We start from the raw sequence: 24403 nt of genomic DNA, 5'->3' as shown, positions 1-24403 counted from the left end.
GGGCCCCAAGCGGAAGTAGCTCAGACCTAATAGCAGACGCTCGATCTTTCACATGAGCTTGGGGCGGTTAGGCGTCATTTTCCGCAGCACTCTTGGGCGGGGCTACCTCGATCAGCACAGCGTAGTGCCCACTCGCACTTTTGTTATTGGCGGGAATGATTTTGCTGGCGCGGCAGACTCGCCGCACCCGGTACTTGTTGCCCTTCGGTGTTTCGCGGCTGCGAGGAGTAATTGCAGCACCGTCCGAATTCGTGAAGTCAGGCGGACGTTCGTTAATGGTTGCGTAGATCAAGAACGCACGCACTGCCGGATCCTTTTTTCGTCGTTCGGCCAGGTAGTCAATGTCTTGCCAAACTAGATCTTTGCGTGAGCGGCTGTGCTTCACTTCAACGACTGCCTCCACATCACCCGTAGCGTACGGCGTTGCCCGATTTGCGCGAGCCTTGCGAGCAATTATTAGATCGGCGCGCTCGCGAGATCTGTCTTGCACTTCTGCTGATCGGAACTCAGGAATGTGGCGATAAAAGACTTCTGCTTCCAGATGACGCTCCGGCATTCGGTGTGTAAACAACTGGCGCATCAGCTCCCAAGTGATTGCGCCTTCGCTGATGTTGCTAGCGAGGCCAAGGGAGTGTTGCGATCCCAGCCAATACGCAAGACCTTGAAGGGCAGGCGCGGCCCAATTTGGAATTGAAACAATCTTTCCCATGATGCCTATCGTTCTACGGTGTGAGGTGTGACGCGATTCTGCATCGCCGGTGTCCGGCTGCTTCTGGCCGACTGTAGCCGGTCGCAGCCTCGAAGCTTTGGGCCCGTTGCGGCAATACGCTTTGCTCCGAAGCGGTCACTTGCCGGGTGCGGGTTCCCGCTGAAAACCCCGCGCAAATTCGAGAAAGTCAGCAGCCAATTTGATTGCCGCGCCTGGCTCCATTCCAATCATCGGCAGCATGAAGACGGCGCCAACTTCGTTGAAGGCATAGATTTCGCCGCCACCGTTCCCGGCGAACGCCACGAAGCCCGGAGCGTACACGTCGACTTCCATCTCGGCGTTGGCGGTAGCTACCTCGTCTTCGCCCCAGAGGATGACGTACTGTTCATCGTCAGCCGTCCCGGCAAAGCCCTCGAACAATCCATTTGTGTCGATGACGACTCGGTAGACGTCTGGCAGTTGAATGGTCATCGGGAAAGTCTCGTTATGGCCGACTGTAGTCGGCCGAATCGTGCAGCTCATGACTGCCTTTGCCTCACTTCAATATGCTGTTGGCAACAAAGCCGACACCGCAGGCATGGCAGTAGAACCCAGGCACGAACTGCTGCAAGGGCGCCTTCTGCAGGTTCTCGGTGCTGCACTCGTCGATGGCCAACTGGTCACGCCGCCTATAGCCGGCTCGCTCCTCATCGGGAAACAGCAGGCGTGGACTAGCTCTTCCGATGAGAACAAGCTTCGCCTTGACTTGCGCATCGCTGTGACATCGAGGGCATGTGTTCGCTGCTGGCGGCGAAGAAGGCATAAAACTCTCAGTTTGGTTGATGACGGCGAGAGGCTGCTATTGGCCGACTGGAGCCCCGCGCACGGTCGGAGCAAAGGGCCCGAGCGACCGTTCGCGACGTTCCCAAGTGGACTCGCGAACGGTGCTCTATGACTTCTTCGCGCCCGAAGAATTGGTCGTCCGGCAGAGATACGCACCAGCAAAATGCGTCGAAAGCTCCCGCACAAGTTCATGGTCACCTTCGTCCACATCACTCGGCGCCCAGAAGACAAGCGCGGCAAGCGGTCGAGTTTTGACGGACAGCAAGGCCTCAAAGGGAAGCGGCGATTCCGCCGCTTCCTGCACTCTGGGAATATTGCGCAAAGAGTCGACGAACAGGCTCATGACGGAGGACTCTGTAGACGCGCTTTCCCCACGGAAGTACGCGGTCGACAAAGCGAGCGTGCCGTTCACAAAGAACATGCCGAGTGCCGTGCCATCAGCAGATGTCAGTTGGATCTCTATGTGACTGAGTTGTGTCCCTAGCGACCTACGGAAGACGTCCCCATTTTCCCGGAGCATTACGTCGCAGGCAGACAGCCACCGTGGCGATAGCTGATCGAGTCGCCGCGTCCCGGTCCCGATCAACTCACCGTCGAAACCGAAGGCGGCGACCTCGAATGACGCCTTTACTTCAGCCCACAGGCTGCTTCGCTCCCAATGCCGTTCAAAGCTCAATTGATCCTCTGATTTATGCGTTTAGGCGGGATTGCCCGGGGACAGCTCCTGGCCGAGTTCGGCCTTCTGATCCTGATCATTGTGCCGCGGCATCGGGACCTAAGCAGCCCTCTCGTTTGCTCAATAGCGGTCGTTTGTGAATGGCGCAGGGATACGCACCAATCGAGCCCAGATCTTCACGCAGAAGCGGCGTGACAGGTGTCGTCCGCTGTTAGTTGTAAATGAACTGTGAAAAGCCGCTGTTCTCCACTTGGCGCAGGTAGTAGTCCGCATAATCGCTATGCCAACCAATCAGGACGGTGCACGCTGGGCATGTTGTCATAGGCGCAAAGGATTTTCCGAAGCGGACTTAGACTTGAATCGTCACAGTAGACGATCATCAACCAAGTCGCCGCCCTGATGAATTGCCCTCCGCCAAGCCACTTCTCTTCAAGATGGGCTTGCAGCATCTTCCGACCGGCCTCGAACAGGTCGCCTGGATCAAACTGCCGCCGCGCGAGGTGCAAGCATCTGGCATATCCAAAATCACGAGGCTTGAGGGACTTCTTAAGTGAAATCTCGTTTCTTCCTGTCCTGCGCTCATATGTGGCAATCGCTGCCTCGATCGTGTCGCTTTGCTTCCCGCTCTGGCAAGCAAACGCCATGAAATCATCCAAGCCGTTCTGCAGAATTTCCTTGTTCGACCAGGGGCTTGGCACGTAGCGCCAAGCTGATTCTTCATGGACGTGAGCTCGATTCCACATGAGCTCCTCATTGCTTCCGGTCTCCATCCACTCCCCCAGTGCCCTGGCCTGATAGAGGGTCACACGATGAAGATCAGGATTTACTCCGAACTTTTCATCTTCTTTGATCGCACGATCCAGCCATTCATTGCTCCGACGAACTATAGATGCGACTTCAGAATGAAAACCTACCATCCATGCACGAATGCACTCACTAAGCTCGCATGCCGCAACATTTCCCATCGGTCGTCCAAATGCGTACTCGGTTCGCAGTGCTCGCGCCACAGCGCCTGGAGTCACTTCACGGGTTCTAACAGGGTTGAATTTCATCTTTAAGAACAGCAAAACTGCAAACTAGGCCGCCGCTGGTTTTTGGCACGCGCTGAATCAGCAACGCTGGTTCTAGCAAAAAAAGCTCCCCCGTCCCCGCCATGAAGCATCGACGACGAATCTCGTAAGCGGACAGGCATGTCATGTTGACCTCTACCGGCCGCAGTGACACGCGTCGGGCAGAGCTTTGCGGCCAGAATTCACGCGGCTCGGCGCGTCCTCGAAGGGCCATGCATCGTCACGATCGGGCATGTCTTATTTCAGTGAAATGCATGATCTGCAAGCGCACCGACTGTCTGCTTCCTAGCCAACTGGACCGCGCGGTCGAGCGGCAGCTTCTGGCCGATTGCTGTCCGAGCCGGTCTTGGCCGACTGCGTAGCCGACGGCGCTCAAGCGCCGTCGGTCTTGGCTTGAAACTCGATGCCGCCGATGTACTTGAACATGAAGTTGTAGATTGCACATCCCACCGCGACCATGACGTAGCCCATAACTAAGTACATCAGCGGTGCAAGCAGAAGAAAAAAGGCTGGTGGTCTAGCTTGTGTGGGAGCCGCGGCGAAGAGCAGGAGCGAGAACGGCAGCATGATGATCAGCGAACTCACAGCCATCAGGACGCCGAAGACCTTGGCATTCTGGTGAGGGGAAAATCGTTCAATTTGTTGTTTCATCGGTCGGCTCTCCTTGGGCCGGAAAATATGTAATGACAAAGGCCGCGTGAACCTCTGCCCCACGCACAGCAATATGGATGTCTTGCGTCCGGCTCACTTTAACCATGAGGTCGCACGTCGCCAAGCTTGTTGACAGCGAAACAGAGAATTTGTGATGAACGGCCGACTCTTGGCCGATTGCAATCCTCTTGTTGGGCATCGCATCACCACAACGACCTGTGACGCTGGTGCCGAGTCCGCAAATTAGCCGCTCAATTCCAAAATTAGTGACGCAAACCCCGAGAAATTCCACTCCAGGTGAAACGCCGCTGCCAACGCCAATGATCGACTCGCGCGCAAGTGGGTGATCTCGAAGGACTTCGTGTTTGGCCTGGCAGTCAAACTCGACAGCCACCCGCAGCCGCTCAGCCTCTTCCGGCGGGCTCGAGCACGAACGCGAACTCCAGCGTGTGGAACGGTCCCTCCTGCAGGCTGCCGTCGGGCGCACGGCCCGCGGGATGGGGCACGAAGTCGCCGATCAGCGAACTGCGCACGCCGAACACCGCGTCGCTGTCGAGGTAGGGATCGCCCTCGCGGAAGACGTGCGTGATCAGCGTCTCGTAGCCCGGCGCCTGGATCATGAAGTGCACGTGTGCGGGGCGCCATGGATGGCGCCGGGTCGCGCGCAGCATCGCGCCCACGGGGCCGTCGGTCGGGATCGGATAAGCCACCGGCGCCACGCCGCGAAACCACAGCCGGCCCTCGGCGTTGGTGCGCAGCACCGCCCGCCCCTGCGGCTGCGCGACGGGCCGCTGCACGTCGTAGAAGCCTTCGGTGTCGGCCTCCCAGACATCGACCACCGCGTCGGCGACCGGCTCGCCGCCGCGGCCGCGCACGCTGGCCTGCACGAACAGCGGCTCCCCCGCCGCGCCGCCCGAGATGTCGCTGCCCAGCGGCAGCTGCGGCGCGCCCGCCACGTGGAAGGGGCCGAACACGGTGGCCTCGGTGGCCTGCGGGCTCTTCGCGTGGTTCATCGCCACGGTCAGCATCGACAGGCCCAGCGTGTCCGACAGCAGGATGAACTCCTGGCGCTGCGCATCGCACTTCTGGCCGGTCGCGGTCAGGAACTCGATGCCGGCGCTCCATTCGGCTTCGGTCAGCTTCACCTCGCGCGCGAAGTCGTGCAGATGGCGCACGAGCGCCGACATCACTTCCTTCAGGCGCGCGTCCTCGCAGCCGGCCATGCGTTCGAGCACGGCGGCGGTGATGGTGTGTTCATCGATGTTTCGCATGGAAGCCCCGCTCCAGGTCGGAAGAAGAAGAAGAAAGCGCGGGCGGCAAGAGCCGCCGCTGAGTCGGGAACAGGGACCAGGCCCAGCGCTGCTGCGCCCAGCCCCACAGCCCCTGCTTGAAGAAGAGCGTGACACCAATGGCCAGCAGCCCGAGCCCGAGCAGGTACCAGGTGCCGTAGTCGCTGAGGAACTTGTTCAACGCCCAGAAGACGAGCGCGCCCACCAGCGGCCCCTCGATGCGGCCGATGCCGCCGATCACCACCATGAAGATGGCGAACGCCGTCCAGTTGACGCTGAAGGCTGCGTCGGGGCTGATGCGCAGGTTGCCGACAAAGTAGAGCGCGCCCGCGAGCCCTGCACCGAAGGCCGCCACCACATACACCGCGAGCTTCATGCGCGCCACCGGAATGCCCTGCGACTCCGCGGCCACCTCGTTGTCGCGGATGGCCAGCAGCGCGAGCCCGTGCTTGCTGCGCAGGAACAGGTAGACCAGCGCAACGGCCGCGACCACGCAGGCCAGTGCCATCCAGTAGGTGGTTCTTTCGCGCGTGGCGCGCTCGATGCCGCGCAGCGCCGTGAGCGTGGTGCCCGAGCCGCCGCCCACCGCCGACACGTTGGCGAAGCTGAGGCGGAACACCTCGGCGATCACCCAGGTGCCGATGGCGAAGTAGCCGCCCGACAGCCGGAACGCGACAAAAGATACGGGCGCGGCGATGAGCCCCGCCGCCAGCGCGCCCAGCGGCACCGCCACGAAGGGGTTGATGTCCGCGAAGTCGCCGAGCATCAGCATCACGTAGCCGCCGAAGCCGAAGAAGGCCTGCTGCCCGATGCTCACCATGCCGCCGTAGCCGGCGAGCAGGTTCCACATCATCGCGAAGATGAAGTAGCAGGCGATCTCGACGAACTCGCGCATCCAGCTCGGCTCGCCCCAGAAGGGCAGGCTGGCGGCGATCAGCACGACTGCGATGCCGGCGGCAAGCGCGACGCGGCTCGCGGCGGTGGCACGCTCGACGGCGATGAGGGGTGGGGGCATGTTCGTCATCCGCTTCATCCACGTGTCTTCGGAAAGAGGCCCTGTGGCCGCAGCACCAGAACGACCAGGAACACGATGTGGCCGAACCAGATGCCCCAGCCCGGATCGAGCCGGAAACCGACCTGCTGCGTGATGCCCAGGATCATCGCGCCGGCCAGCGTGCCCCAGAACGAGCCCATGCCGCCGATGATCACGGCCTCGAAGGCGAACAGCAGCAGCATCGGGCCGTCCGACGGCGACACCGTGGTGCGCATGCCCTGCAGCGCACCGGCGATGGCGATCAGCACGAAGGCGATGGCGGTCGCGAAGGCATAGACCTTCTTCGCGTCCAGGCCCATGAGTTCGGCGATCTCGCGGTCGTCGGACACCGCGCGGAACGAGCGGCCCAGCGCCGTGCGCGCGAAGAGCCATTGCAGCGCGGCCGTTGCAACCAGCGCGACGGCGAGCACGACAAGCGGCAGCACACCGAGCGAAAGCGTGTCGCCCAGCGCCACGCCCTGCGTGCTGAGCCCGCCGGTCTCGATGGCGCGCGGGTCGGCCGAGAACAGTTCGAGCAGCAGGTTCTGGATGACGACCGACAAGCCGAAGGTGACGACGAGCGAAGGCAGCGGGTCCTTGCCGAGCGTGCCGTTGAGCACGCAGCGCTGCAGCGCGTAGCCGAACGCGAAGGCCACCGGCAGCACCGCGAGCGCGACCATGGCAACAAGCCCCGGCGCGGCGTCGCCCGCCGCCGACACGCCCGCGATGACGGCGAAGGCGCCGAGGATGATGAAGTCGCCCTGGGCCGTGTTGGTGAGCCGCATGACGCCGAACATCAGCGACTGGCCGAGCGCGAACAGCGTGTAGAGGCCGCCGAGCAGCACGCCCTGGATGACCGTTTCAAGCATGGGCGGCCTCGATGCCGAAGTAGGCCTGCGAGATCTGTTCGCGCGTGAGATCGCCCGACTTTCCTTCGAGCGACACGCGGCCTTCCTGGAAGCAGTAGATGCGCTGCGAGACCTGCCGCGCCATCGTCACGTCCTGCTCGACGATGACGACGGTCATGCCCTCGCCCGTGATGGTGGGCATGGCCGCATAGATCTCGCGGATGACGATCGGCGCGAGGCCGAGCGAGAGTTCGTCGCACAGCAGCACTTCCGGATTGCTCATGAGCGCGCGGCCGAGCGCGACCATCTGCTGCTGGCCACCGGACAGCGAAGTGCCGGGCGCGTGGCGCTTCTCGGCGAGGATGGGGAACAGGGCGTACAGGCGCTGCAGGCTCCACGGGCCTTTGCGGGCCGCGGTGGCGCCCATGAGCAGGTTCTCCTCGACGCTCAGGCTCGGAAAGAGGCGGCGGCCCTCGGGCACCATGGCCACGCCGCGCCGCACGATCTCGCCGGGAGGAAGCCCGCCGATGGGTTCGCCCTTGAATCGAATGGCGTCGCGCGGCGTACGTACCAGGCCGGCAAGGCTCTTGAGGAAAGTGGATTTGCCCGCGCCGTTGGCGCCGATGATGGCGACGAGCTCGCCGGCGGCCAGGGAGAAGTCGATGCCGAACAGGGCCTGGGCGTCGCCGTAGAAGGCCTGGAGGCCGCGGGTTCCGAGCAGAGCGTTCATGCTTCCATCCCCATGTACACCCGACGCACGTCGGAATCGTTCATCACCTCCAGCGGCGCGCCTTCCGCCAGCTTCTGCCCGAAGTTGATGACGAACAGCCGGTCGGCGAGCGACAGCAGCGCATGCACCACGTGCTCGATCCAGATCATGGTCACGCCGCGCGCCTTGATGCGCTGGAGCTCCGCCACCAGCACCGCGGCCTCGGGCTCCGTGAGCCCGCCCGCGATCTCGTCGAGCAGCAGCAGGCGCGGCTTCGTCGCGAGCGCGCGCGCGAGTTCCAGCCGCTTGCGATCGAGCAGCGTGAGCCCGCCCGCCGGCTTGTTCGCATGCGGCATCAGCCCCGTCTGCGCGAGCACCTCGTGCGCCGTCCGCCACGCCTCGCGCTCGGTCTGCTGCCCGCCGAAGCAGGCCGCGGTCACCAGGTTCTCGAACACGCTCATGTTTCCGAAGGGCTGCGGCACCTGGTAGCTGCGCCCGATGCCGGCATGGCAGCGCTGGTGCGGCCGCAGCCGCGTCACGTCGCGCCCCGCGTACTCCACGCGCCCCGCATCGACGCGCGCGTCGCCCGAGATCAGGTTGAACAGCGTGGTCTTTCCTGCCCCGTTGGGCCCGAGGATGCCGAGCGTCTCGCCCTCGGCCACTTCGAGCGAGATGTCGTCGGTGACCCGCAGCGCGCCGTACGACTTGCTCACCGCATGCAATGACAGCAGTGCCATGGCGTTCTTCAGAGCAGCCGCAGCGCGCCGCCGGCCGGAATGCCCTTGGCCGCTTCGTTGTTCACGATGCCGAGCTCGTACTTGTATTTCTTGCCCTTGCCCCACTGGCCGAGCACCAGCGGCGTCTTGCTGACGTTCTTGAAGGGGCCCTGCCCGCCCCACTTCACCGGGCCGACCACGGAGTCGATGGAGGTCGATGCGACCGCATCGCGCACGTCGGCCGCCTTCAACGACTTCGACCGCGACAGGGCATGGGCCGCCACTTCGAACAGCGCATGCGCGAAGCCGATGGGCTGCGTCCACTGCTTCTTCGCACCGGTCTCGTAGGCCTCGGCCAGCGCCTTCGCGCTTTGCTGCGTGAGGCTCGACGTGAACGGATGCGAGGGACTCCACCACACCTCGGTCGACAGCCCGTCGCCCAGATCGCCCAGCGCCTCGATCGCGCCCGGGAACAACAGTGCCTTGCCCAGCGTGATGACCTTCGGCTTGAAGCCCTGCTGCCGCGCTTGCGTGAGGAAGGTCTTGGCATCGGGCGGGATCACCACGCCGGTGACGATCTCGACGTTGTCGCGCTTGAAGGCCGCGATCTGCGCGCTGAAGTCCTGCGTGCCGTTCTGGAAGCGGCCGGGATCGGTGAGCGTGAAACCCATCTGCGCGAGCGGCTTGGGAAAGCCCAGTTCCTTGTCGCCCCAGGCATTGCCGTCGCCGTCGTTGGGAAACAGGCCGCCGACCTTCCTGTTGGTGGCCACGGTCTTCCAACCGTTGGTGAAGTTGGCGATGACGTCTTCCAGCCCCCAGAACAGGTGGTAGGTCCAGTTGAAGCCCTTGGCCGGGTCGCCCTTGCGGCCGAAGAACCAGGGCTGCCACGGCACCACGCTGGAGATGCACGGCACCTCGTTGAGTTCGCAGGCGTCACTCACCGGGTTGGCGGTCTCGGGCGTGCCAGCGGTGAGTACCAGGGCGACCTTGTCCTTGAGGATCAGGTCGTTCGCGACCTCGCCCGCGCGGTTGGGGTTCGACTGGCTGTCCTTGAGCACGATCTGCACGGCGTACTTCCTGCCGTTGACGGCGATGCCGTCCTTGAAGGCGGCCTTCATCTGCTCGATCACCCACTTGTCGGCCTCGCCGAAGGGCGCGAGCGGCCCGGTCTGGGGCGACACGTAGCCGATCTTGAGCGTGTCGGCGGCGAACACCCGCGGCGCGGCGCCCGTAGCGGCGAGTGCGGCGGCGGCCTGCGTGAACTGTCTGCGGTTGAATGTCATGGCTGTCTCCTTCGTTGTTCGTGTGTGTGTCTTCGATGCTTGCGCCGCGCCTAGCCCGGCGGCTCGCCGTCGAAGGCGCGTTGCAGCAGCGCGCGGATCTCGACGCGCTCGGCCGGGCCGAAGGGCCGCGGATTCCAGTACGGGTTGGCGACGGCGATGTCGGCCGCGCGGTCGAGGTCGGCGGCGCGCATGCCGATGTCCTTGAGCGCCACCGGTGCGCCGTTGCCCTGCGCCAGCGCAAAGACCGCCGCCTGCGCAGACACGCCGCCGAGCGCGCGCGCGATGCGCGCCATGGCACGCGGCGCGGCCTCGGCGTTGAATGCGAGCGCATGCGGCAGCACCACCGTGTGCACTTCGGCATGCGGCAGGTTGAAGCTGCCGCCGAGCGTGTGGCACAGCTTGTGGTGCAGCGCCATGCCCACCGCGCCGAGCACGCTGCCGCAGAGCCAGGCGCCGTAGAGCGCGTCCGAGCGCGCCGCGAGCTCGCCGGGCTGCGCGCGGATCGCCGGCAGCGCGCGTGCGAGCGCGGCGATGCCCTCCTCGGCCATCAGGTCCATCACCGGATTGCTGTCCTGCGCATAGAGGCCTTCGGCCGCATGGGCGATGGCGTTGATGCCGCTGGTCACGCTCAGGCCCACGGGCAGCGTGCGCGACAGCTCGGGGTCGTAGATCACCGTGCGCGGCAGCACGCGCGGGTCCTTGCCGGTCTTCTTCAGGCCGTTCTCGGTGAGGCCGTAGATTGGCGTCATCTCGCTGCCTGCGTAGGTGGTGGGAATGGCGACGATCGGCAGCCCCCCTTCCAGCGCAATGGCCTTGCCCAGCCCCGTGGTGGAGCCGCCGCCGAGCGCCACGGCGCAGTCGGCGCCGAGCCGGCGCGCCAGCTCGCGCGCCTCGCGCGCGGTCTCGACGGGCACGTGCATCACGGCGCGGTCGAACAGGCCGGCCGCCTGCGCGCCGAGCGAAGCCGCCACGCGCTCGGCCTGCGGGCGCTGCTCGGGTGTGCAGAGCACCAGCGCCCTCTTCGCGCCTAGCGCGTCGATTTCGCGCGCCAGGTGGCGCAGCGAGCCGGCGCCGAACACCACGCGCTGCGGATGGGTGGTGTGGATGAAGTCGTGCATGGCGCGTTCCTTCGGTCTGCCTATTCCAGGCTCAGGCGGCGTTCGCGCACCAGGCGGGTCCACTTGTCCCGCTCGGTGCGCAGCACGGCGGCAAACTGCTCGGACGTGTTGGCGATGCCCGTCAGGCCCTGTTCGCGCAGCCGCTGCTGGAAGGCCGGCTCGGTCACCGCCTTGCGCACTTCGGCCTGCAGCCGGTCGACCACGGCGCGCGGCGTGCCGGCCGGGGCGAGCAGGCCGACCCAGGAACTCACCTCGAAGCCGGGATAGCCGGTCTGGGCCAGGGCGCGCAACCGGCCCGCGTTGACATGCGGCTGGGCCAGCACGGCCGAGAGGAACATCATCTCGACCTGCCCACCCAGCAGGTCCTGCTGGGCCGGGCCGCCGCCGCGGTAGGGGATGTGCGTGACGAAGGTGCCGCTCACGGCCTTGAAGTATTCGGCCGTGAGATGGTTGCTCGACCCCGGGCCGACGCTCGCGTAGTTGAGGCCGCCCGGCTGCGCCTTGAGCAGGCCGACGAAGCGCTGGAAGTCCTTGGCCTGCACCTTCGGGTTGACCACCAGCACCAGCGGATTGCTCGCGACCTGGGTCACGGGCTGCAGGTCTTTCGCGATGTCGAAGCTCAGCTTCGGATAGACCAGCGGATAGGTGGCATAGCTGTCGAACACCATCAGCAGCGTGTGGCCGTCGGGCGCCGCGCGCGCCACCTCGGCCGCCGCCAGGGTGCCGCCGGCGCCGCTGCGGTTGTCGACGATCACGGTCTGGCCGAGCGCGGCCTGCAGGCGCGGCTGCAGCTGGCGCGCGACCGTGTCGACGATGCCGCCCGGCGGAAAGCCGACGACCAGCCGCACGGGCTTGGCGGGCCAGGCCGGCACCTGGGCCTGGGCCGCGGCGCCGAGCAGCAACAGCATGCAGGCGGCCAGCGCCCGGGAAAGGATCGGAAAAGACATCGTGTGTGCCCGGTGGATTGAAAGAAAGAAACTCAGCGCGCGAAGTGCGGCGGAATCTGCGCGTCGACGTTGACCCACACGCTCTTGACCTGCGTGTACTCGCGCATCGCGTCGAAGCCCATCTCGCGGCCGTAGCCGCTCTGGCCCACGCCGCCGAAGGGCGAGCCGGGGTTCACGCGCTTGTAGCTGTTGATCCAGACCATGCCGGCGTGCAGGTCGCGCGCCACCTTGTGGGCGCGCTGCAGGTCGCGCGTCCACAGGCCGCTGCCCAGGCCGTAGTCGGTGCCGTTGGCGATCTGCATCGCCTCCTCGTCGCTCTTGAAGGTGAGCACGGTGACGAAGGGGCCGAACACCTCTTCCTGCGCGACGCGGTCCTGGTAGGACTTCGCACGCACCACGGTCGGCGCCACGTAGCAGCCCTGCGCAAGATCGCCGCCGGGCGAGGTGCCGCCCGCGAGCACCTCGCCGCCCTGGCCCTGCGCGACCTCGACATAGGCCAGCACGCGGTCGCGGTGCTGGGCGCTGGTGAGCGGGCCCATCTCGGTGGCCTCGTCGAGCGGGTTGCCCAGGCGGATCGACTGCGCGAGCGGAATGAACTGCTCGAGGAAGGCGTCGGCGATCTTCTCGTGCAGCATCAGCCGCGAGCCCGCGATGCAGGCCTGTCCCTGGTTGTGGAAGATGGCCCAGGCGCTGCCGTTCACGGCGGCCTGCAGGTTCGCATCCTCGAACACGATGTTGGGGCCCTTGCCGCCGAGTTCGAGCTGGACCTTCTTGAGATTGCCCGCGCTGGCCTGCACGATGCGCCGGCCGGTGGCGGTGCTGCCGGTGAAAGCGATCTTGGCGATCTCCGGATGCTCGGCGATGGACTGGCCTGCCACGCTGCCCAGGCCCGGCAGCATGTTGACCACGCCGGGCGGAACGCCCGCCTCGGCCATCAGCTCGGCGATGCGCAGCGAACTGAGCGGCGTGATCTCGGCCGGCTTCATCACGATGCAGTTGCCGGCCGCGAGCGCGGGCGCCATCTTCCAGCTCGTGAACATCAGCGGAAAGTTCCACGGCACCACCTGCCCGACGATGCCGACGGGCTCGCGCAGCGTGTAGTTGAGAAAGCCCTCTTCGACCGGAATGGTCTCGCCCTGGAACTTGTCGGCCATGCCGCCGAAGTAGCGGAAGCACGCAGCGGTGCGCGGCACGTCGAGCCGGCGCGAGTCGCGGATCGGATGGCCGGTGTCGAGCGACTCGAGCCGCGCCAGTTCTTCGGCGTTGGCCTCGATCAGGTCGGCGAGCTTCAGCAGGATGCGCCCGCGGTCGGCGGCGGCCATGCGGCTCCACTTCGGGAACGCGCGCTTGGCGGCCGCCACGGCCTTGTCGACATCGGCCCTGCCGGCCAGCGCGACATGGGCGATGGGCGTGTTGTCGTGCGGATTGAGCGTGGCCAGGGTCTCGCCGGATTCGGCGTCGACGAAGCGGCCGTCGATGAAGAGCTGGTGGCGGATGGAAGAAATAGGCATGGGCGTTCCTCTCCCTCCCCCGCTGGGGGAGGGTTGGGGTGGGGGCTTCATCAAGGAGGGCGCGGGCTCGGAGGGCCCCCACCCCTGCCCTCCCCCAGCGGGGGAGGGAGCAAGTCAGTTCAGAACTGCACCGGGATCTCGGGGCTCTCGCCCTTCTGGATCTCGTACACCAGGCTCGGCGAGCCGTTCTCCCACACCAGCAGCATCGAGCGCTTGGGGCTGAAGCCCTGGTGGCGGCAGTAGGCGGGCATGGCGGCCATGTCGCCCGCCTTCATGATCACGCGGGCCATGGGACGGCCGGTGTTCTTGTCGCCGCAGTCCCAGTGGATCTCGTCGGTCATCTGGAAGAACCACTCGACGCGGTCGTTGCCGTGGATGATCGGCAGGATGTGCTCCTCGGTCGTCGGGCACATGAAGCTGTGCTTCACCACTGAGGTGAAGCTAGGGTTCCACGTGACCTGCGAACGGCTCAGGAAGCCGAAGAGGTTGAAGCCGTGCACCTCGTTCTCGAAGCCGGGCTCGGGGTGCAGTTCGGGCTGGCCTTGCGGCACGTCCGCGAAGGCGCGGTTGACCGGCGCGCCGCGCTCGTCGCTGCGCAGGTCGAGGTCGCCCTTCAGGCCCACGCAGCGCTTGGCCAGCTCGCGCGCCCGGGTGATCTTGGCGGTGTTGTTGCCGCTCTTGCGGCCGTAGGGCGAGCCGGTTTCCTGCGGCGCGGCGAAGGGGTCGAAGCTCTCGTTGGTCCAGTCGTCGAGCATGGCCTCGAAGGTGGCGCGGATCTGCGCCGTGGGGAAGTTCTCCAGCAGGTCGATGCCCGCGTCCTTCATCGTGCCGTTGAAGCTGCCGGCATACAGGTCGACCGAGTCGTAGTGGTTGATGGTGCCGAACACGTCGTCGAAGTTGACCCAGCCGTAGAAGAAGCCCCAGGCCACGTCGCGCATCAGCGCGCGCAGGTAGCTGCCGGCGTCCATGGTGTGGCTCATGGGACGGCCGTCGCGGGTCTTCCAGGTGATGTGGGCGAAATACTCGTCGCGGCGGAAGCCGAAGCTGCCGAGCGAGAAGTCCTTGTAGCCGAGCGTGGCGTCGGGCTGCGAGGCGAGGACCTTGGCGAGTTCTGCGGGTGCGTTCATGGTGTGGCTCCTGGATGCGTTCATTGCGTCTGGCAGATGTCGGCCCACTTCTCCACGGAGAGGTCGCCCTTGCAGGTCTGCAGCACGATCACGCCCGGGTCGCCGGCGACGCGAAACTGGTAGGCCGCGTTCTTCGGCAGCAGGCCCTGGTGGCCGCGCGAGAGTTTCATCCAGCCCATCTTCCTGCCCTTGGGCTCGCCCTCCACGAGCACGGCGCCGTTCTTGTCCTTGTCGGCCACGGCCTGGGCGGCATCGAGCTGCACGAGGTGCACTTCCACCTCGCCATCCATCACCAGCGCGAACTCGTCGTGCGCGCTGGTGTACCAGGGCGAGGTGCCTTCGGCGCGCAGGGTTTCCAGCACGTAGATCTGGTTCTGGCCGAACACGACCTTCTCGTACGGGCGGCTGATGCTGGCGATCTCGAAGCAGTTGGAGAACGCGTAGTGGCGCACGTCGTCGTCGATCGGCTCGACGTGCCCCTTCTCGAAGTGCTTGAGCGACCCGAAGCGGGTCTGGTAGGCAACGGTCATGGATGTCTCCTGAGGTGCTGGACGATGCAGCGTGGCGCTGCGATGTACGCACTGTAGGAAACGCGCGGCACGGGCGGTAGGCCCGAAACGCGGTCCGCATTGTTCGGCAATTCCGTCCAATGCGCAGGGTTTACCCGCGAACGACCCGTGTCCGGCTCAAGCGTCCCAGATCAGGCCCGGCGGCAGCAGGCCCCGTTCGATCATGGCCGCATCCCATGGCGGCATCTTCGAGAAGGCCTGGGTCAGGTGCTCGATGAAGAGCCGCAGCTTGAACGCATTGCGCGAGGTGCCCGCATACACCGCGCTCAGCGAGAACGACGACAGCTGGTGCGACGGCAGCACCACTTCCAGCTCGCCGCGCAGGATCGCCTCGCCGGCCACCAGCGTCGGCAGGCAGACGATGCCGGCATGTTCCATCGCGTATTCGCGCAGCAGGTGGACGCTGTTGGTGAGCAGTACGGCGCTCATGTACATCGTCACCTGCTCGCCGCCGTGGTGGAAGGTCCAGCGGTCGCGCGTCGGATAGCCCGAGTACAGGCCGAGCGTGTGCTTGTGCAGCTCGCGCGGGCTCGCGGGCCGGCCGTGCGCGCGCAGGTACTCGGGCGTGGCACAGAACACCCGCCGCACCGGAAACAGCGAGCGCGACACCAGCTCGGTCGACGCCGCCGGAAAGATCTGCAGCGCGCAGTCCACGCCCGCCTTCACCGGATCGACCACCGCATCGCTCACGATGAGTTCGAGATGGATGTCGGGAAAGCTCGACTGGAAGGCCCGCAGCAGCGTGGCGAAATGCCCGAGCACGAAGCCGGTGAGCGCATGCACGCGCAAGGTGCCGGTGGGCCCGTCCCTGGCGTCGCGCATCTGGTCCATGATGTCGTTGGCCCGACCGACCAGCTCGACGCAGTCGCGCAGGAAGGCCTGCCCCACGTCGCTGAGGCGCACCACGCGCGTGCTGCGGTGGAACAGCGGCGCGCCGACATGGTCTTCGAGCTGCTTCACGCGGCTGGTCACCACGGACTTGGAGACCCGCAGCTGGCGTGCGGCCTCCGCGAAGCTCTGGGTCTGCGCGACCCGTACGAAGGTCTCAATGTTTTCGAGGCGGTCCATGGCGCATGCAATGTAGCGCTTCTGCAGCGCCCGCGGGCCCCATGCCGCTTCAGTAGCCCAGGATGGAATCCCAGATGCCCAGCTGCGCGAGCTTCGGCACCGCGCCGATGCTGAAGCCCGCCGCATCGCCGGCTGCGCCCAGCGATACGGCGCTGGTGGCGAGGTCGGCCAGGCCCGGCCAGGCCGCGCCGGCACCGAGCTGCGCGTTGCCGCCGCGCGCGAACGACACCACCGCGTTCATGAGCATGTCCGCGAGCTGCGCTTCGGCCGGTCCGGCCCCGACCTTGTCGCGGTAGTGGTCGAGCCCGTAGCTGCCGAACAGCATCGGAAGCTCCGCGCAGTGCGGCACGCCGCGGCCCGGTGCCACGATCTCGTGGGCATAGGTGGCGTAGCGGACGTTGCCGCCGGCCTGGGCGACCCGGGCGGCGTACCTGACGCCGAAGTTGCGCAGCACCCGGTCGCCGTAGATCTCGATCCAGAGGTCGCCCGGCGTGGACGAGCGGTTGTCGCTCGCCGCGGCTGACGCGTAGGCGTCGATCACGGCATCGGCATTCGCCTGGGAGCCGCCCGCCTGGGGCGTGACGAGCGCGAGCAGCTCCGAGCGGCTTGCCGGCAGCGGCGGCGTCAACATGGCCTGGGTGGCCGGGTCGTACGCATCGAGGAAGAACGAGCCCTCGGTCAGCGTGTTGGTCAGCATCAGCGGCATGTCGGCCGGCCATGCCGTGCGCGTCCAGTCGCCAAGGCAGGTCCTCCCGTCGATGACGGGTGCGGCGCGCAAGCCCCGGCCCGAGGTGATGCCGGCAGGCAGCGGCAACGCATTGAGCGCCAGCTCGGCGTTGTGCAGGGTCTGCGCCGGGATGTTGCGCAGGCCCGCGGGGGTGGTGTCCAGGCGCGCCGCCAGCGCTTGGGCATAGGTGGCCGCGTCGGCCAGCGTGAAGGCGGTGGGCGGCGGGACGCCTGCCGGGCTCATCAGGAGGGCCTTGTGGAAGCACGCCCGGGCCACGGGGTTCTGCGCCAGGATGGCGCCGCTCGTGCCGCCGGCCGACTGTCCGATCAGCGTGACGTTGCCAGGATCGCCGCCGAAGGCTTGCGCATTCTCCCGGACCCATTGCAGCACGGCGATCTGGTCCTGCAGCTGCCAGTTGGCCTGCATGCCGGTGTCGGGATCGGCGAGATCGGGGTGCGAGAGGGTGCCGAGGACGCCCAGCCTGAAGTTGGCCGTGACCACCACCACGCCCTTGCGGGCCAATGCCTCGCCATGCATCAGCGGCATGCTCGTCGCGCCGGTGCGCCATGCGCCGCCGTGCAGCCACACCACCACGGGCAGCCGGCCGTCCTGGCTGGGTGCCCAGACGTTCAGGCTCAGGCAGTCCTCGTCCTGGCGGTCCGGCCGCGGATAGATCCATGTGACATAGGGAGGCAGCGTCTGGAGGGCCGCGGCCCCGAAGGCCGTGGCCTCGAAAGTGCCGGCCGCCGCCCGGTAGGCCTGCGGCGATCGGAAGCGCAGTGCGCCGACGGGAGGCTGCGCATACGGCACCCCGAGGAAGGACACGATGCTGCCGTCGGCGCTGCGCTGCCCCCGGAGCTTTCCGGAGCTCGTGTCCGCCACGGGCCGCGTGTCGGGCGCCGGGGCCGGTGCGGGTGCCGGTGCGGGTGCCGGTGCAGGGGGCGGCACCGCGACCGCGGGGAAGCCGCCGCTGCCGCCACCACCACCGCCGCATCCTGCCAGCGGCAGCGCCGCCAGCGCGCCGGCTGCCAGGACGAAGCGGCGCCGGTCGGCCGCCAGGGGTTCGCGTGAAGCGCTCGGGTTCATGGCCGCATCCTCTGATCGCCGGGCCTGAAGAGGCCCGAAACGCAGGCGAGTCTATGAACGATGGCCCGCGGACGACAGCGCCATCCGTGCAACGCAGCTTTCTATGAATGCGAGGCTTGCGGCGGCGCCGGCGGGCCTGCGATGCCGGCCGCGGCCTTGCAGAGTTCGTCCAGGAACATGCGCCCCGCGATGGTCAGGTCGCGCCGCGAGGGGTACAGCGCATAGAGCGACATCAACGGCGGCGCCCATCCCGGTGCAACGGCGACCAGGCGGTGCGCCTCGAGGTCCGCGACACACATCATCGCCGGCAGTTGCGCCACGCCGAGGCCGGCGATGGCGGCCTCCTTGATCTGCATCAGGCTGTCGCTGGTGAACTGCACGCGCACATCGATCTCCAGTTCGCCGTCGCGCGCATGACGCAGCAGCCAGGCGGCGGGCCGCGGCTTGAAGGTCCAGCCGATCGCGGGGCACCCGCGCAGGCCGGCGGCCGTCGCGGCATCGGGCAAGGCGTCGCGGACCCGGGGCGATGCGGCCAGCATGTAGGGGACGTCCATCAGCTTGCGCATCACCCAGCTCGAATCCCGCAGCGACTGGTCGCTGGGGCGGATCCACAGGTCCACGGGCTCGCTGAACACCGACGCCCGGCCATCGGTCGCGTCGAGCGTGATCGCCACGGCGGGATGGCGCGCACTGAAACCGATGGCGAGAGGGCCGACGAGAAATGCGCTCAGTGCCATGGGGCAGGAGATGCGCAGCGGCCCCGATGGCTCGCCGAGGCTGTCATGCGCCGCAGACACCGCGCGCTGGGTCGCGGCCCGGATGCTTACGCCATGCTCGTACATGCGCTGGCCGATGTCCGTCACCTTGAAGCTGCGCGAGCTGCGCGCGATCAGGCGGACGTTCAGCCGCTTCTCGAGCGCAGCAATGCGGCGACTCAGGCGCGACACGGGGATACCCACCCGCTGGCTCGCCGCACTGAAACCGCCCGCCTCGATCACCGCGACGAGCAGCATCAAGTCTTCCGCGACACCACCTTCTTCGTCCATCGCTTTCTCCTGGAACAGCCCGCATTCTCCGCGTGCACCGTTCCGCTCGAATGCGGCCCCCCTGGGGCCCGGCGTTCGTGGGATCGAAGCAGGGCCTAACGAGGAATCAGGTCCAGGCATTGGCGGCGGCGCCACACGGCGCTGCGCACGGCCTGGCTGTCGTCGAACACGACCTTGTACTGGCACACGAGGTAGTTGGCCGACTGGGGCATCTGGAACTTGAAGTGGTAGTCCCACTCGGTGCCGAGCGCACCGCGCTGCTCCTTCAGGGCCTGGCCGAGCACGGCGAGCACCTGGGCCTGGCTGATGCCGGGCTTGATCTCGCGAAAACGCTCGGGCCGCGACACCACGCCGTCGCGCAGAAAGGGTTCCTTGAAGTCCGGGCGGCGCGCCTCGACGTCACGATAGCTCAGCTTGTCGGGGTTGCTCACGGGGTCCACGGGGTTGTCGCGGGCTGCCACCGTGGTGGCGACGCCGAGCAGCGCGGCGACAAGCACGAAGGTGGCAGCGGCGGGTGATGCATGCAGGGTCTGGTTCATGGCTAGCGTCCTCTTTGGTCAGATGGGTTTCTTGGGGAATGAGCGCGCGGTTCAACGCTCGCGCATGGCTTCGCGCGCCTTGTTCAGCGGCTTGGTCAAGTAGTCCCACACGGTCTTGCGGCCGGTGCGGATGTCAGCGGTGGTCACCATGCCGGGCACGATGGGCATGCGGCGGCCGGCCTTGTCGGTGAGTGCGTCGGACTCGGTGCGCACGAGCACGGGGTAGTACACGATCTCGGGCTTGACCTCGTCGCGCTGGGTGTCGGGTGCGATGGTCACCACGCGGCCCTTGAGGCCGCCGTACACGGCGTAGTCGTACGCGGTGATCTTGATCTGCGCCTCCTGCCCAGGCCGCATGAAGGCGATGTCGCGCGGCGAGATGCGCGCCTCGACCAGCAGCTGGTCGTCCAGGGGCACGAGGGTCAGGAGCGAGCCGTTGGGCGGCACGACGCCGCCGATGGTGGTGACCTGCAAGCTCTTGACGATGCCGCGCACGGGCGAGTTCAGCGTGAGCCGCTCGAGCGAGTCGGTGCGCCCGCGCACCACCGACGACAAGGACTTCACCTCGGCATCGGCCTTGGCGAGTTCTTCGCGGCTGCGCACCATGTAGTTGGAGCGCGCATCGGCTATCTTCAGCTCCAGGTCGGCGGCCTGGCGCTGCAGGCGGATGAGTTCGACGTTGCTGGCAGCGCCGCTCACCTGCAGCGAGCGCGTGATGTCGAGCTCCTTGCGCACGAGCGCAAGCGCCTGGCCCAGGCCGGACACCGTGTCGCGCAGGCTGCCCTGCCGCGAACGGAAGAGCGCGCTTTCGGAATCGACGAGTTGCGCGTGCGCCTGCAGTTCGGCGGGGAACTGCAGGGTGCTTCGCCCCTCCACCTCGGCGCGCAGCCGCGCGCTGCTGGCCAGTGCGGCGCGGTAGCGCGCGGCGGTTTCCTCGACGTTCGATTCGCCGCGCGTGGGATCGAGCTGCGCGAGCACCTGGCCCTTCTCGACGATCTGGCCTTCGTGCACGCGCAGCTCGGCGAGGATGCCGCCTTCGAGCGACTGGATGCGCTGCTCGCGCGAGCTGGGAATCACCTTGCCCATGCCGCTGGACACCTCGTCGATCTCGAAGCACCAGGCCCATACGAAGAACGCGAGCAGAAAGAGCGCGATGAACCACACCACGCGGGCGGAACCGCTGGCACGTGCCTCGTCGAAGTCGTCGGCGCCGCCCGGTCCCCACACGGTGGCGGTGGATGCGGCCGGTGCCTGCACTTGTGTCCCGGTCCGTGTCACGGCGTTCATGCCTGCCCCTCCTTGCCACGGCCTGCGGAAGCCGCCGTCTCGCGCGATGCCGCCGCGCCTTGACGCAGCCGCGCCATCACCTGTTCGCGTGGCCCGTCGAGCACGACGGCGCCGCCGTCCACCACGAGGATGCGGTCCACCGCTTCGAGCACGGCCGGGCGGTGCGTGGCCAGCACCAGCGTACGGCCTGCAGGCAGCGCGCGCAGTTGTTCGATCACTTCTCGCTCGGCCACTTCGTCGAGCGAGGCGGTGGGCTCGTCGAGCAGCAGCACGCCGGGGCGGCGCAGCATGAGCCGCGCGAGCAGCAGGCTCTGGCGCTGTCCGCCCGAGAGGCCGCGCCCGCCTTCCAGCAGCGGGTGGTCCAGCCCCGAGGGCAGGCCGCGCACGAAGGCCCAGGCGCCGGTCGCTTGCAGGGCCGCGATCAGTTCGGTGTCGGTGGCGTGGGGCGTGCCCATCTGCAGGTTCTCGCGCAGGGTGCCATGGAACAGGCGCGCGTCCTGCGCGAGCAGACCGACGTCGCGGCGCACGTCGGCGGGGTCGATGTGGGCCATCGAGACGCCGTCGAGCAGCACGCTGCCCGCCCGCGGCTCGAGGAGGCCCGACAACGCCTGCAGAAGCGTCGACTTGCCCGCGCCGTTGCGCCCGAGCACGGCAATGCGCTCGCCGGCGCCGATGTGCAGCGCCTTCACCTGCAGCGCGGTGGTCCGGCCGTCGTGGCTGAAGACGGCGTCGCGCAGCGTGTAGTCGCCCTGCACGGCGGACCGGTGCACGCGCGTCTCGTGGGGCGGATGGTCGACCGGGAGCTTCATGAGCTGGTCCAGCGACTCGCCGGCCACCTTGGCCTGCTGCCAGCGGTTGAGCACCTGCGTCACGCCGGCCAGCGGCGCGAGCATGCGGGTCGACAGGATCGATGCGGCCACCAGCACGCCGGTGCTCATGTGGCCGTCCATCACCAGCGGCGCACCGAAGAACACGACGAAGGCGAAGGCGCCGCCCTGCACGGTCTGCGTCCAGTTGCTCAGGGTGTTGAGCAGCGCGCGCAGTTGCAGGCCGGAGTCGGCGTTGACGGCGTTGTAGTGGTTCCACTGGTTCTGGAAGCGCGGCTCGGCCTGCAGCACCTTGATGTCGTCGATGCCCTGCACAGTCTCGACCAGCATGGCATTGCGCAGCGACGACTCGCGCATGCCCGCCTGGGCCAGCGCCCGCAGGCGCGGCTGCGCCACCAGGCTGGGCACGAGCAGCAGCACGCATGCGGCCAGCGGCACCAGCACCAGCCATCCGGCAATGAACCAGAAGAGCACGCAGAACACGAAGAAGAACGGCAGGTCGGCCACGGCCGCCACGGTGGTCGACGTGAGCATCTCGCGCACGGGCTCCAGCTCGCGCAACTGCGAGATGAAGGTGCCGGTGGCGCGCGGGCGCGCCGAGCCGCGCACGCGCAGCGCGTGGCCGAACACGCGGTCGGAAATGCGCAGGTCGGCGCGCTTGCCCACCACGTCGGTGATGCGCATGCGCGCGCCGCGCATGACCCAGCTGAACGCGATCGACAGCAGCACGCCGCCGAACAGCACATGCAGCGTGGGCAGCGACTGCGCAGGCACGACGCGGTCGTACACCTGCATCGAGAACAGCGTGCCGGCCAGCGCCATCAGGTTGTAGGCCAGCGACGCGACGAGGATGTGGGCGTAGGGCCGCCAGTCGGCCAGCACGATCTGGCGCAGCCAATGCGGCTCCACCGGCCGGATGTAGGCGTCCACGCGCGAGTCGGGCGCCGATTGCGCAGGCCGCAGCACAGCCATGGCTTCGAGCGCGGGTTGCAGCTCGTCGGCCGTGCGCACGGTTTCCGCGCCCTGGTCGCCGCCGAGCATCAGGCGCAGGCCCTGCGCCGAGATGGCGGTGACCACGGCCACCTGCCCGTCGCGCAGTTGCAGCACCACGGGCAGGCGCCAGGGGCTCAGGGTGTCCAGGCGCGGCGCGACCTGGCGCACGGTGAGCCCGGCCTGCCGGGCCATCTGGCGCACGCGCTCGCCGATGTCTTCGTGGTCGCTCCATGCGGCAGCGCCGCGGATGCGCTCGCGCGAGGTGTCGAGGTGGTAGTGGGCGGCCACGGCCAGCACGGCGTCGACCCAGCTGCCGAGCAGCACGGGGCCGCGCGCGGCGGACAGCTCGGGCACGGTGGTGGCGGTCATGGCTGGCCTCCTGCGACCAGCTCGCCCGCATCGACCAGCCCAAAGGCCTCGCGCAGCCGGCCCGACTGGTACAGGCACTCGACCGCCAGCCGCTGCACTTCGTGCGCGCTTTCGGCCTGCTCGAAGCGCGCGCCGTGGAACTCCTGCTCGGCATTGAGCAGGTCGAGCAACGAGCGCGTGCCCAGTTGCAGGTACTGCTCCCGGTACAGGTCGCGCGTGCGCTGCGTGCTGTGAACGCGCGCGGCGAGCACGGGCAGGCGCTGCGCGTGGCCTTGCGATTGCACGCGCGCGTCTTCGAGGCGCTGCCGCACGCTGAGTTGCGCATAGCCCAGCGCGGCCTCGGCCGCCTCGACGGCGTGCGCGGCGGCGCGCTGGCGGGCCTGGCTGCGCCCGCCTTCGTACAGCGGTGCGGTGAAGCTCACGGTGAGCGTGCTTTCGGTGCCGGACTGGCCGGCGAGCCGCGCGCCCGATTCGAGCCCCCGGTTCACGCCGGCGTTCAGCGACAGCGTGGGCAGCAGCTGGGCATCGGCACCACGCAGCGCGGCCTGCGCCATGTCGCGCTCGGCCTGCGCCACCTGCACGGCCGGCGCGGGCAGGGCCGCCTGCGGCTGCACGGCGCAGGCGCTCGCGAGCGGCGGCGACGCTTCGCCGGCAATATCGGCCGGCATGCGGCCCTGGGTCAGATGCATGAGGTTGAGGCGCCAGCGCTCGGCCTGCGACGCGGTGTTGAGTTGCTGGGCGCGCGCGGCTTCCAGGCGCGACTGCGCCTGCGCCACGTCGGACTGGCTGGTGGCGCCCTTGGCCTGGCGTTCGCCCACCAGGCCGGCCAGCGACTGCACGCCCTTCACCTGGGCCTGCGCGATTTCGCCGAGCGCCTGCTGGCGATGCACTTCGATCCATGCCTGCGCGGTGTCGCGCACCACATCGTCGACCGCCATGAGCAGCTTGGCGCGCGCGGCCGTGGCCGAGGCTTCGGCTTCGTTCACGGCGCTCGAGACCTTGCCGAAGTCGTACAGCAGCTGGGTCACCGACAGCGAGGCCTCGTGCGCCTGGCGGCGGCCGTCGGTCTGGAGCTGGCGGTTGCCCGTGCGCGCGCTGAGGCCGGCGCTGACCTGCGGGTAGTAGCCCGAGCGCGCCGCCGCAATGCCCTCGCCCGCCTGCAGCGCCTGGCCGACGACATTGCGCACGGTCGGGTGCGAGGTGGCGGCCAGGCGCACCGCCTCGGCCATGCCCAGCGGGGGGGCGGCGCTCGATTGTGCGAGTGCCGCCGTGCTCGCGAGCAGGATGAGAAGGCCCGCGGCGGCGAGCGGAAGATGACGAGGAGAAAGCATGCGTGAAGACGTGCGGACAAGGTGCCGGCACCGCAATCGGCACCGGCGCCCC

At 67.5% G+C, this 24403-nt stretch carries 23 protein-coding genes; all 23 read right to left on the bottom strand.

The window, feature by feature from the left end; genetic code table 11:
- Window positions 1–67: 67 nt before the first annotated feature.
- The 23 genes from ACAM54_RS30785 to ACAM54_RS30675 all read right to left on the bottom strand — a co-directional run bounded on the left by ACAM54_RS30785 (window position 68) and on the right by ACAM54_RS30675 (window position 24351).
- Entirely contained in the window at window positions 68–709 is a 642-nt protein-coding gene (locus tag ACAM54_RS30785; protein WP_369651211.1) for a hypothetical protein, read from the bottom strand.
- A 135-nt stretch (window positions 710–844) separates the two neighbouring features.
- The gene (locus ACAM54_RS30780; protein ID WP_369651212.1) at window positions 845–1180 is read right to left on the bottom strand and encodes an SMI1/KNR4 family protein; all 336 of its coding nucleotides are present in this window, start codon (window positions 1178–1180) and stop codon (window positions 845–847) included.
- A gap of 457 nt (window positions 1181–1637) precedes the next feature.
- Window positions 1638–1874: a hypothetical protein gene (locus ACAM54_RS30775; RefSeq protein ID WP_369651213.1), complete on the bottom strand. Its 237-nt coding sequence runs from the start codon at window positions 1872–1874 to the stop codon at window positions 1638–1640.
- A gap of 611 nt (window positions 1875–2485) precedes the next feature.
- Window positions 2486–3259 carry a hypothetical protein gene (locus ACAM54_RS30770; protein ID WP_369651214.1) on the bottom strand — a complete coding sequence of 258 codons (774 nt, stop codon included), beginning with the start codon at window positions 3257–3259 and terminating at the stop codon, window positions 2486–2488.
- Between the two features lie 390 nt (window positions 3260–3649).
- Entirely contained in the window at window positions 3650–3928 is a 279-nt protein-coding gene (locus ACAM54_RS30765) for a hypothetical protein (protein ID WP_369651215.1), read from the bottom strand.
- A gap of 404 nt (window positions 3929–4332) precedes the next feature.
- Window positions 4333–5199, bottom strand: coding sequence for an intradiol ring-cleavage dioxygenase (locus ACAM54_RS30760; RefSeq protein ID WP_369651216.1), 867 nt, complete (start codon window positions 5197–5199; stop codon window positions 4333–4335).
- Window positions 5183–6241: a branched-chain amino acid ABC transporter permease gene (locus ACAM54_RS30755; protein WP_369651217.1), complete on the bottom strand. Its 1059-nt coding sequence runs from the start codon at window positions 6239–6241 to the stop codon at window positions 5183–5185. The genes ACAM54_RS30760 and ACAM54_RS30755 overlap by 17 nt, the downstream gene beginning before the upstream one ends.
- A gap of 5 nt (window positions 6242–6246) precedes the next feature.
- On the bottom strand, window positions 6247–7119 hold the full coding sequence (locus tag ACAM54_RS30750) for a branched-chain amino acid ABC transporter permease (RefSeq protein WP_369651218.1): 873 nt from the start codon (window positions 7117–7119) through the stop codon (window positions 6247–6249).
- Entirely contained in the window at window positions 7112–7828 is a 717-nt protein-coding gene (locus ACAM54_RS30745) for an ABC transporter ATP-binding protein (protein ID WP_369651219.1), read from the bottom strand. The genes ACAM54_RS30750 and ACAM54_RS30745 overlap by 8 nt, the downstream gene beginning before the upstream one ends.
- Window positions 7825–8544 (bottom strand): ABC transporter ATP-binding protein, encoded by a 720-nt coding sequence (locus ACAM54_RS30740; RefSeq protein WP_369651220.1) that lies wholly within the window; start codon window positions 8542–8544, stop codon window positions 7825–7827. Before ACAM54_RS30740 ends, ACAM54_RS30745 begins: the two co-directional genes overlap by 4 nt.
- 8 nt (window positions 8545–8552) lie before the next feature.
- Window positions 8553–9806 carry an ABC transporter substrate-binding protein gene (locus ACAM54_RS30735; protein WP_369651221.1) on the bottom strand — a complete coding sequence of 418 codons (1254 nt, stop codon included), beginning with the start codon at window positions 9804–9806 and terminating at the stop codon, window positions 8553–8555.
- 50 nt (window positions 9807–9856) lie between these two features.
- Window positions 9857–10924 carry a maleylacetate reductase gene (locus tag ACAM54_RS30730; protein ID WP_369651222.1) on the bottom strand — a complete coding sequence of 356 codons (1068 nt, stop codon included), beginning with the start codon at window positions 10922–10924 and terminating at the stop codon, window positions 9857–9859.
- Window positions 10925–10944: 20 nt separating this feature from the next.
- Window positions 10945–11871, bottom strand: coding sequence for a tripartite tricarboxylate transporter substrate binding protein (locus ACAM54_RS30725; RefSeq protein WP_369651223.1), 927 nt, complete (start codon window positions 11869–11871; stop codon window positions 10945–10947).
- A gap of 32 nt (window positions 11872–11903) precedes the next feature.
- Complete coding sequence (locus tag ACAM54_RS30720; RefSeq protein ID WP_145746996.1) at window positions 11904–13367, bottom strand: aldehyde dehydrogenase family protein; 1464 nt, start codon at window positions 13365–13367, stop codon at window positions 11904–11906.
- 134 nt (window positions 13368–13501) lie between these two features.
- Window positions 13502–14509 (bottom strand): hydroxyquinol 1,2-dioxygenase, encoded by a 1008-nt coding sequence (locus ACAM54_RS30715; RefSeq protein WP_369651224.1) that lies wholly within the window; start codon window positions 14507–14509, stop codon window positions 13502–13504.
- Between the two features lie 20 nt (window positions 14510–14529).
- The gene (locus tag ACAM54_RS30710) at window positions 14530–15039 is read right to left on the bottom strand and encodes a hydroxyquinol 1,2-dioxygenase (RefSeq protein ID WP_145746899.1); all 510 of its coding nucleotides are present in this window, start codon (window positions 15037–15039) and stop codon (window positions 14530–14532) included.
- A gap of 156 nt (window positions 15040–15195) precedes the next feature.
- Window positions 15196–16146 (bottom strand): LysR family transcriptional regulator, encoded by a 951-nt coding sequence (locus ACAM54_RS30705; RefSeq protein ID WP_369651225.1) that lies wholly within the window; start codon window positions 16144–16146, stop codon window positions 15196–15198.
- Window positions 16147–16195: 49 nt separating this feature from the next.
- Window positions 16196–17959 carry a carboxylesterase family protein gene (locus tag ACAM54_RS30700; protein ID WP_369651226.1) on the bottom strand — a complete coding sequence of 588 codons (1764 nt, stop codon included), beginning with the start codon at window positions 17957–17959 and terminating at the stop codon, window positions 16196–16198.
- Window positions 17960–18060: 101 nt separating this feature from the next.
- Complete coding sequence (locus ACAM54_RS30695; protein ID WP_369651227.1) at window positions 18061–19005, bottom strand: LysR substrate-binding domain-containing protein; 945 nt, start codon at window positions 19003–19005, stop codon at window positions 18061–18063.
- A gap of 95 nt (window positions 19006–19100) precedes the next feature.
- Entirely contained in the window at window positions 19101–19544 is a 444-nt protein-coding gene (gene bamE, locus ACAM54_RS30690; RefSeq protein ID WP_145746901.1) for an outer membrane protein assembly factor BamE, read from the bottom strand.
- 51 nt (window positions 19545–19595) lie between these two features.
- Complete coding sequence (locus ACAM54_RS30685; RefSeq protein WP_369651228.1) at window positions 19596–20831, bottom strand: HlyD family efflux transporter periplasmic adaptor subunit; 1236 nt, start codon at window positions 20829–20831, stop codon at window positions 19596–19598.
- A complete protein-coding gene (locus ACAM54_RS30680; protein ID WP_025569603.1) occupies window positions 20828–23020 on the bottom strand; it encodes a type I secretion system permease/ATPase in 2193 nt (730 codons plus the stop codon). Before ACAM54_RS30680 ends, ACAM54_RS30685 begins: the two co-directional genes overlap by 4 nt.
- A complete protein-coding gene (locus tag ACAM54_RS30675; RefSeq protein ID WP_369651229.1) occupies window positions 23017–24351 on the bottom strand; it encodes a TolC family outer membrane protein in 1335 nt (444 codons plus the stop codon). The genes ACAM54_RS30680 and ACAM54_RS30675 overlap by 4 nt, the downstream gene beginning before the upstream one ends.
- Between the last annotated feature and the right edge of the window lie 52 nt (window positions 24352–24403).

Origin of the sequence: Variovorax sp. V93 (assembly GCF_041154485.1) — a bacterium.
In the GTDB taxonomy this organism is placed as follows: domain Bacteria; phylum Pseudomonadota; class Gammaproteobacteria; order Burkholderiales; family Burkholderiaceae_C; genus Variovorax; species Variovorax beijingensis_A.
This window is presented reverse-complemented; position numbering and strand designations above follow the sequence as displayed.

Coding starts and splice junctions, on each gene's coding strand:
- ACAM54_RS30775 (WP_369651213.1), bottom strand. CDS start 1,874: ATGAGCCTGTTCGTCGACTCTTTGCGCAATATTCCCAGAGTGCAGGAA.
- ACAM54_RS30710 (WP_145746899.1), bottom strand. CDS start 15,039: ATGACCGTTGCCTACCAGACCCGCTTCGGGTCGCTCAAGCACTTCGAG.
- ACAM54_RS30785 (WP_369651211.1), bottom strand. CDS start 709: ATGGGAAAGATTGTTTCAATTCCAAATTGGGCCGCGCCTGCCCTTCAA.
- ACAM54_RS30725 (WP_369651223.1), bottom strand. CDS start 11,871: ATGTCTTTTCCGATCCTTTCCCGGGCGCTGGCCGCCTGCATGCTGTTG.
- ACAM54_RS30735 (WP_369651221.1), bottom strand. CDS start 9,806: ATGACATTCAACCGCAGACAGTTCACGCAGGCCGCCGCCGCACTCGCC.
- ACAM54_RS30705 (WP_369651225.1), bottom strand. CDS start 16,146: ATGGACCGCCTCGAAAACATTGAGACCTTCGTACGGGTCGCGCAGACC.
- ACAM54_RS30770 (WP_369651214.1), bottom strand. CDS start 3,259: ATGAAATTCAACCCTGTTAGAACCCGTGAAGTGACTCCAGGCGCTGTG.
- ACAM54_RS30745 (WP_369651219.1), bottom strand. CDS start 7,828: ATGAACGCTCTGCTCGGAACCCGCGGCCTCCAGGCCTTCTACGGCGAC.
- ACAM54_RS30760 (WP_369651216.1), bottom strand. CDS start 5,199: ATGCGAAACATCGATGAACACACCATCACCGCCGCCGTGCTCGAACGC.
- ACAM54_RS30680 (WP_025569603.1), bottom strand. CDS start 23,020: ATGACCGCCACCACCGTGCCCGAGCTGTCCGCCGCGCGCGGCCCCGTG.
- ACAM54_RS30765 (WP_369651215.1), bottom strand. CDS start 3,928: ATGAAACAACAAATTGAACGATTTTCCCCTCACCAGAATGCCAAGGTC.
- ACAM54_RS30715 (WP_369651224.1), bottom strand. CDS start 14,509: ATGAACGCACCCGCAGAACTCGCCAAGGTCCTCGCCTCGCAGCCCGAC.
- ACAM54_RS30755 (WP_369651217.1), bottom strand. CDS start 6,241: ATGACGAACATGCCCCCACCCCTCATCGCCGTCGAGCGTGCCACCGCC.
- ACAM54_RS30700 (WP_369651226.1), bottom strand. CDS start 17,959: ATGAACCCGAGCGCTTCACGCGAACCCCTGGCGGCCGACCGGCGCCGC.
- ACAM54_RS30780 (WP_369651212.1), bottom strand. CDS start 1,180: ATGACCATTCAACTGCCAGACGTCTACCGAGTCGTCATCGACACAAAT.
- bamE (WP_145746901.1), bottom strand. CDS start 19,544: ATGAACCAGACCCTGCATGCATCACCCGCCGCTGCCACCTTCGTGCTT.
- ACAM54_RS30695 (WP_369651227.1), bottom strand. CDS start 19,005: ATGGACGAAGAAGGTGGTGTCGCGGAAGACTTGATGCTGCTCGTCGCG.
- ACAM54_RS30740 (WP_369651220.1), bottom strand. CDS start 8,544: ATGGCACTGCTGTCATTGCATGCGGTGAGCAAGTCGTACGGCGCGCTG.
- ACAM54_RS30685 (WP_369651228.1), bottom strand. CDS start 20,831: ATGAACGCCGTGACACGGACCGGGACACAAGTGCAGGCACCGGCCGCA.
- ACAM54_RS30675 (WP_369651229.1), bottom strand. CDS start 24,351: ATGCTTTCTCCTCGTCATCTTCCGCTCGCCGCCGCGGGCCTTCTCATC.
- ACAM54_RS30750 (WP_369651218.1), bottom strand. CDS start 7,119: ATGCTTGAAACGGTCATCCAGGGCGTGCTGCTCGGCGGCCTCTACACG.
- ACAM54_RS30730 (WP_369651222.1), bottom strand. CDS start 10,924: ATGCACGACTTCATCCACACCACCCATCCGCAGCGCGTGGTGTTCGGC.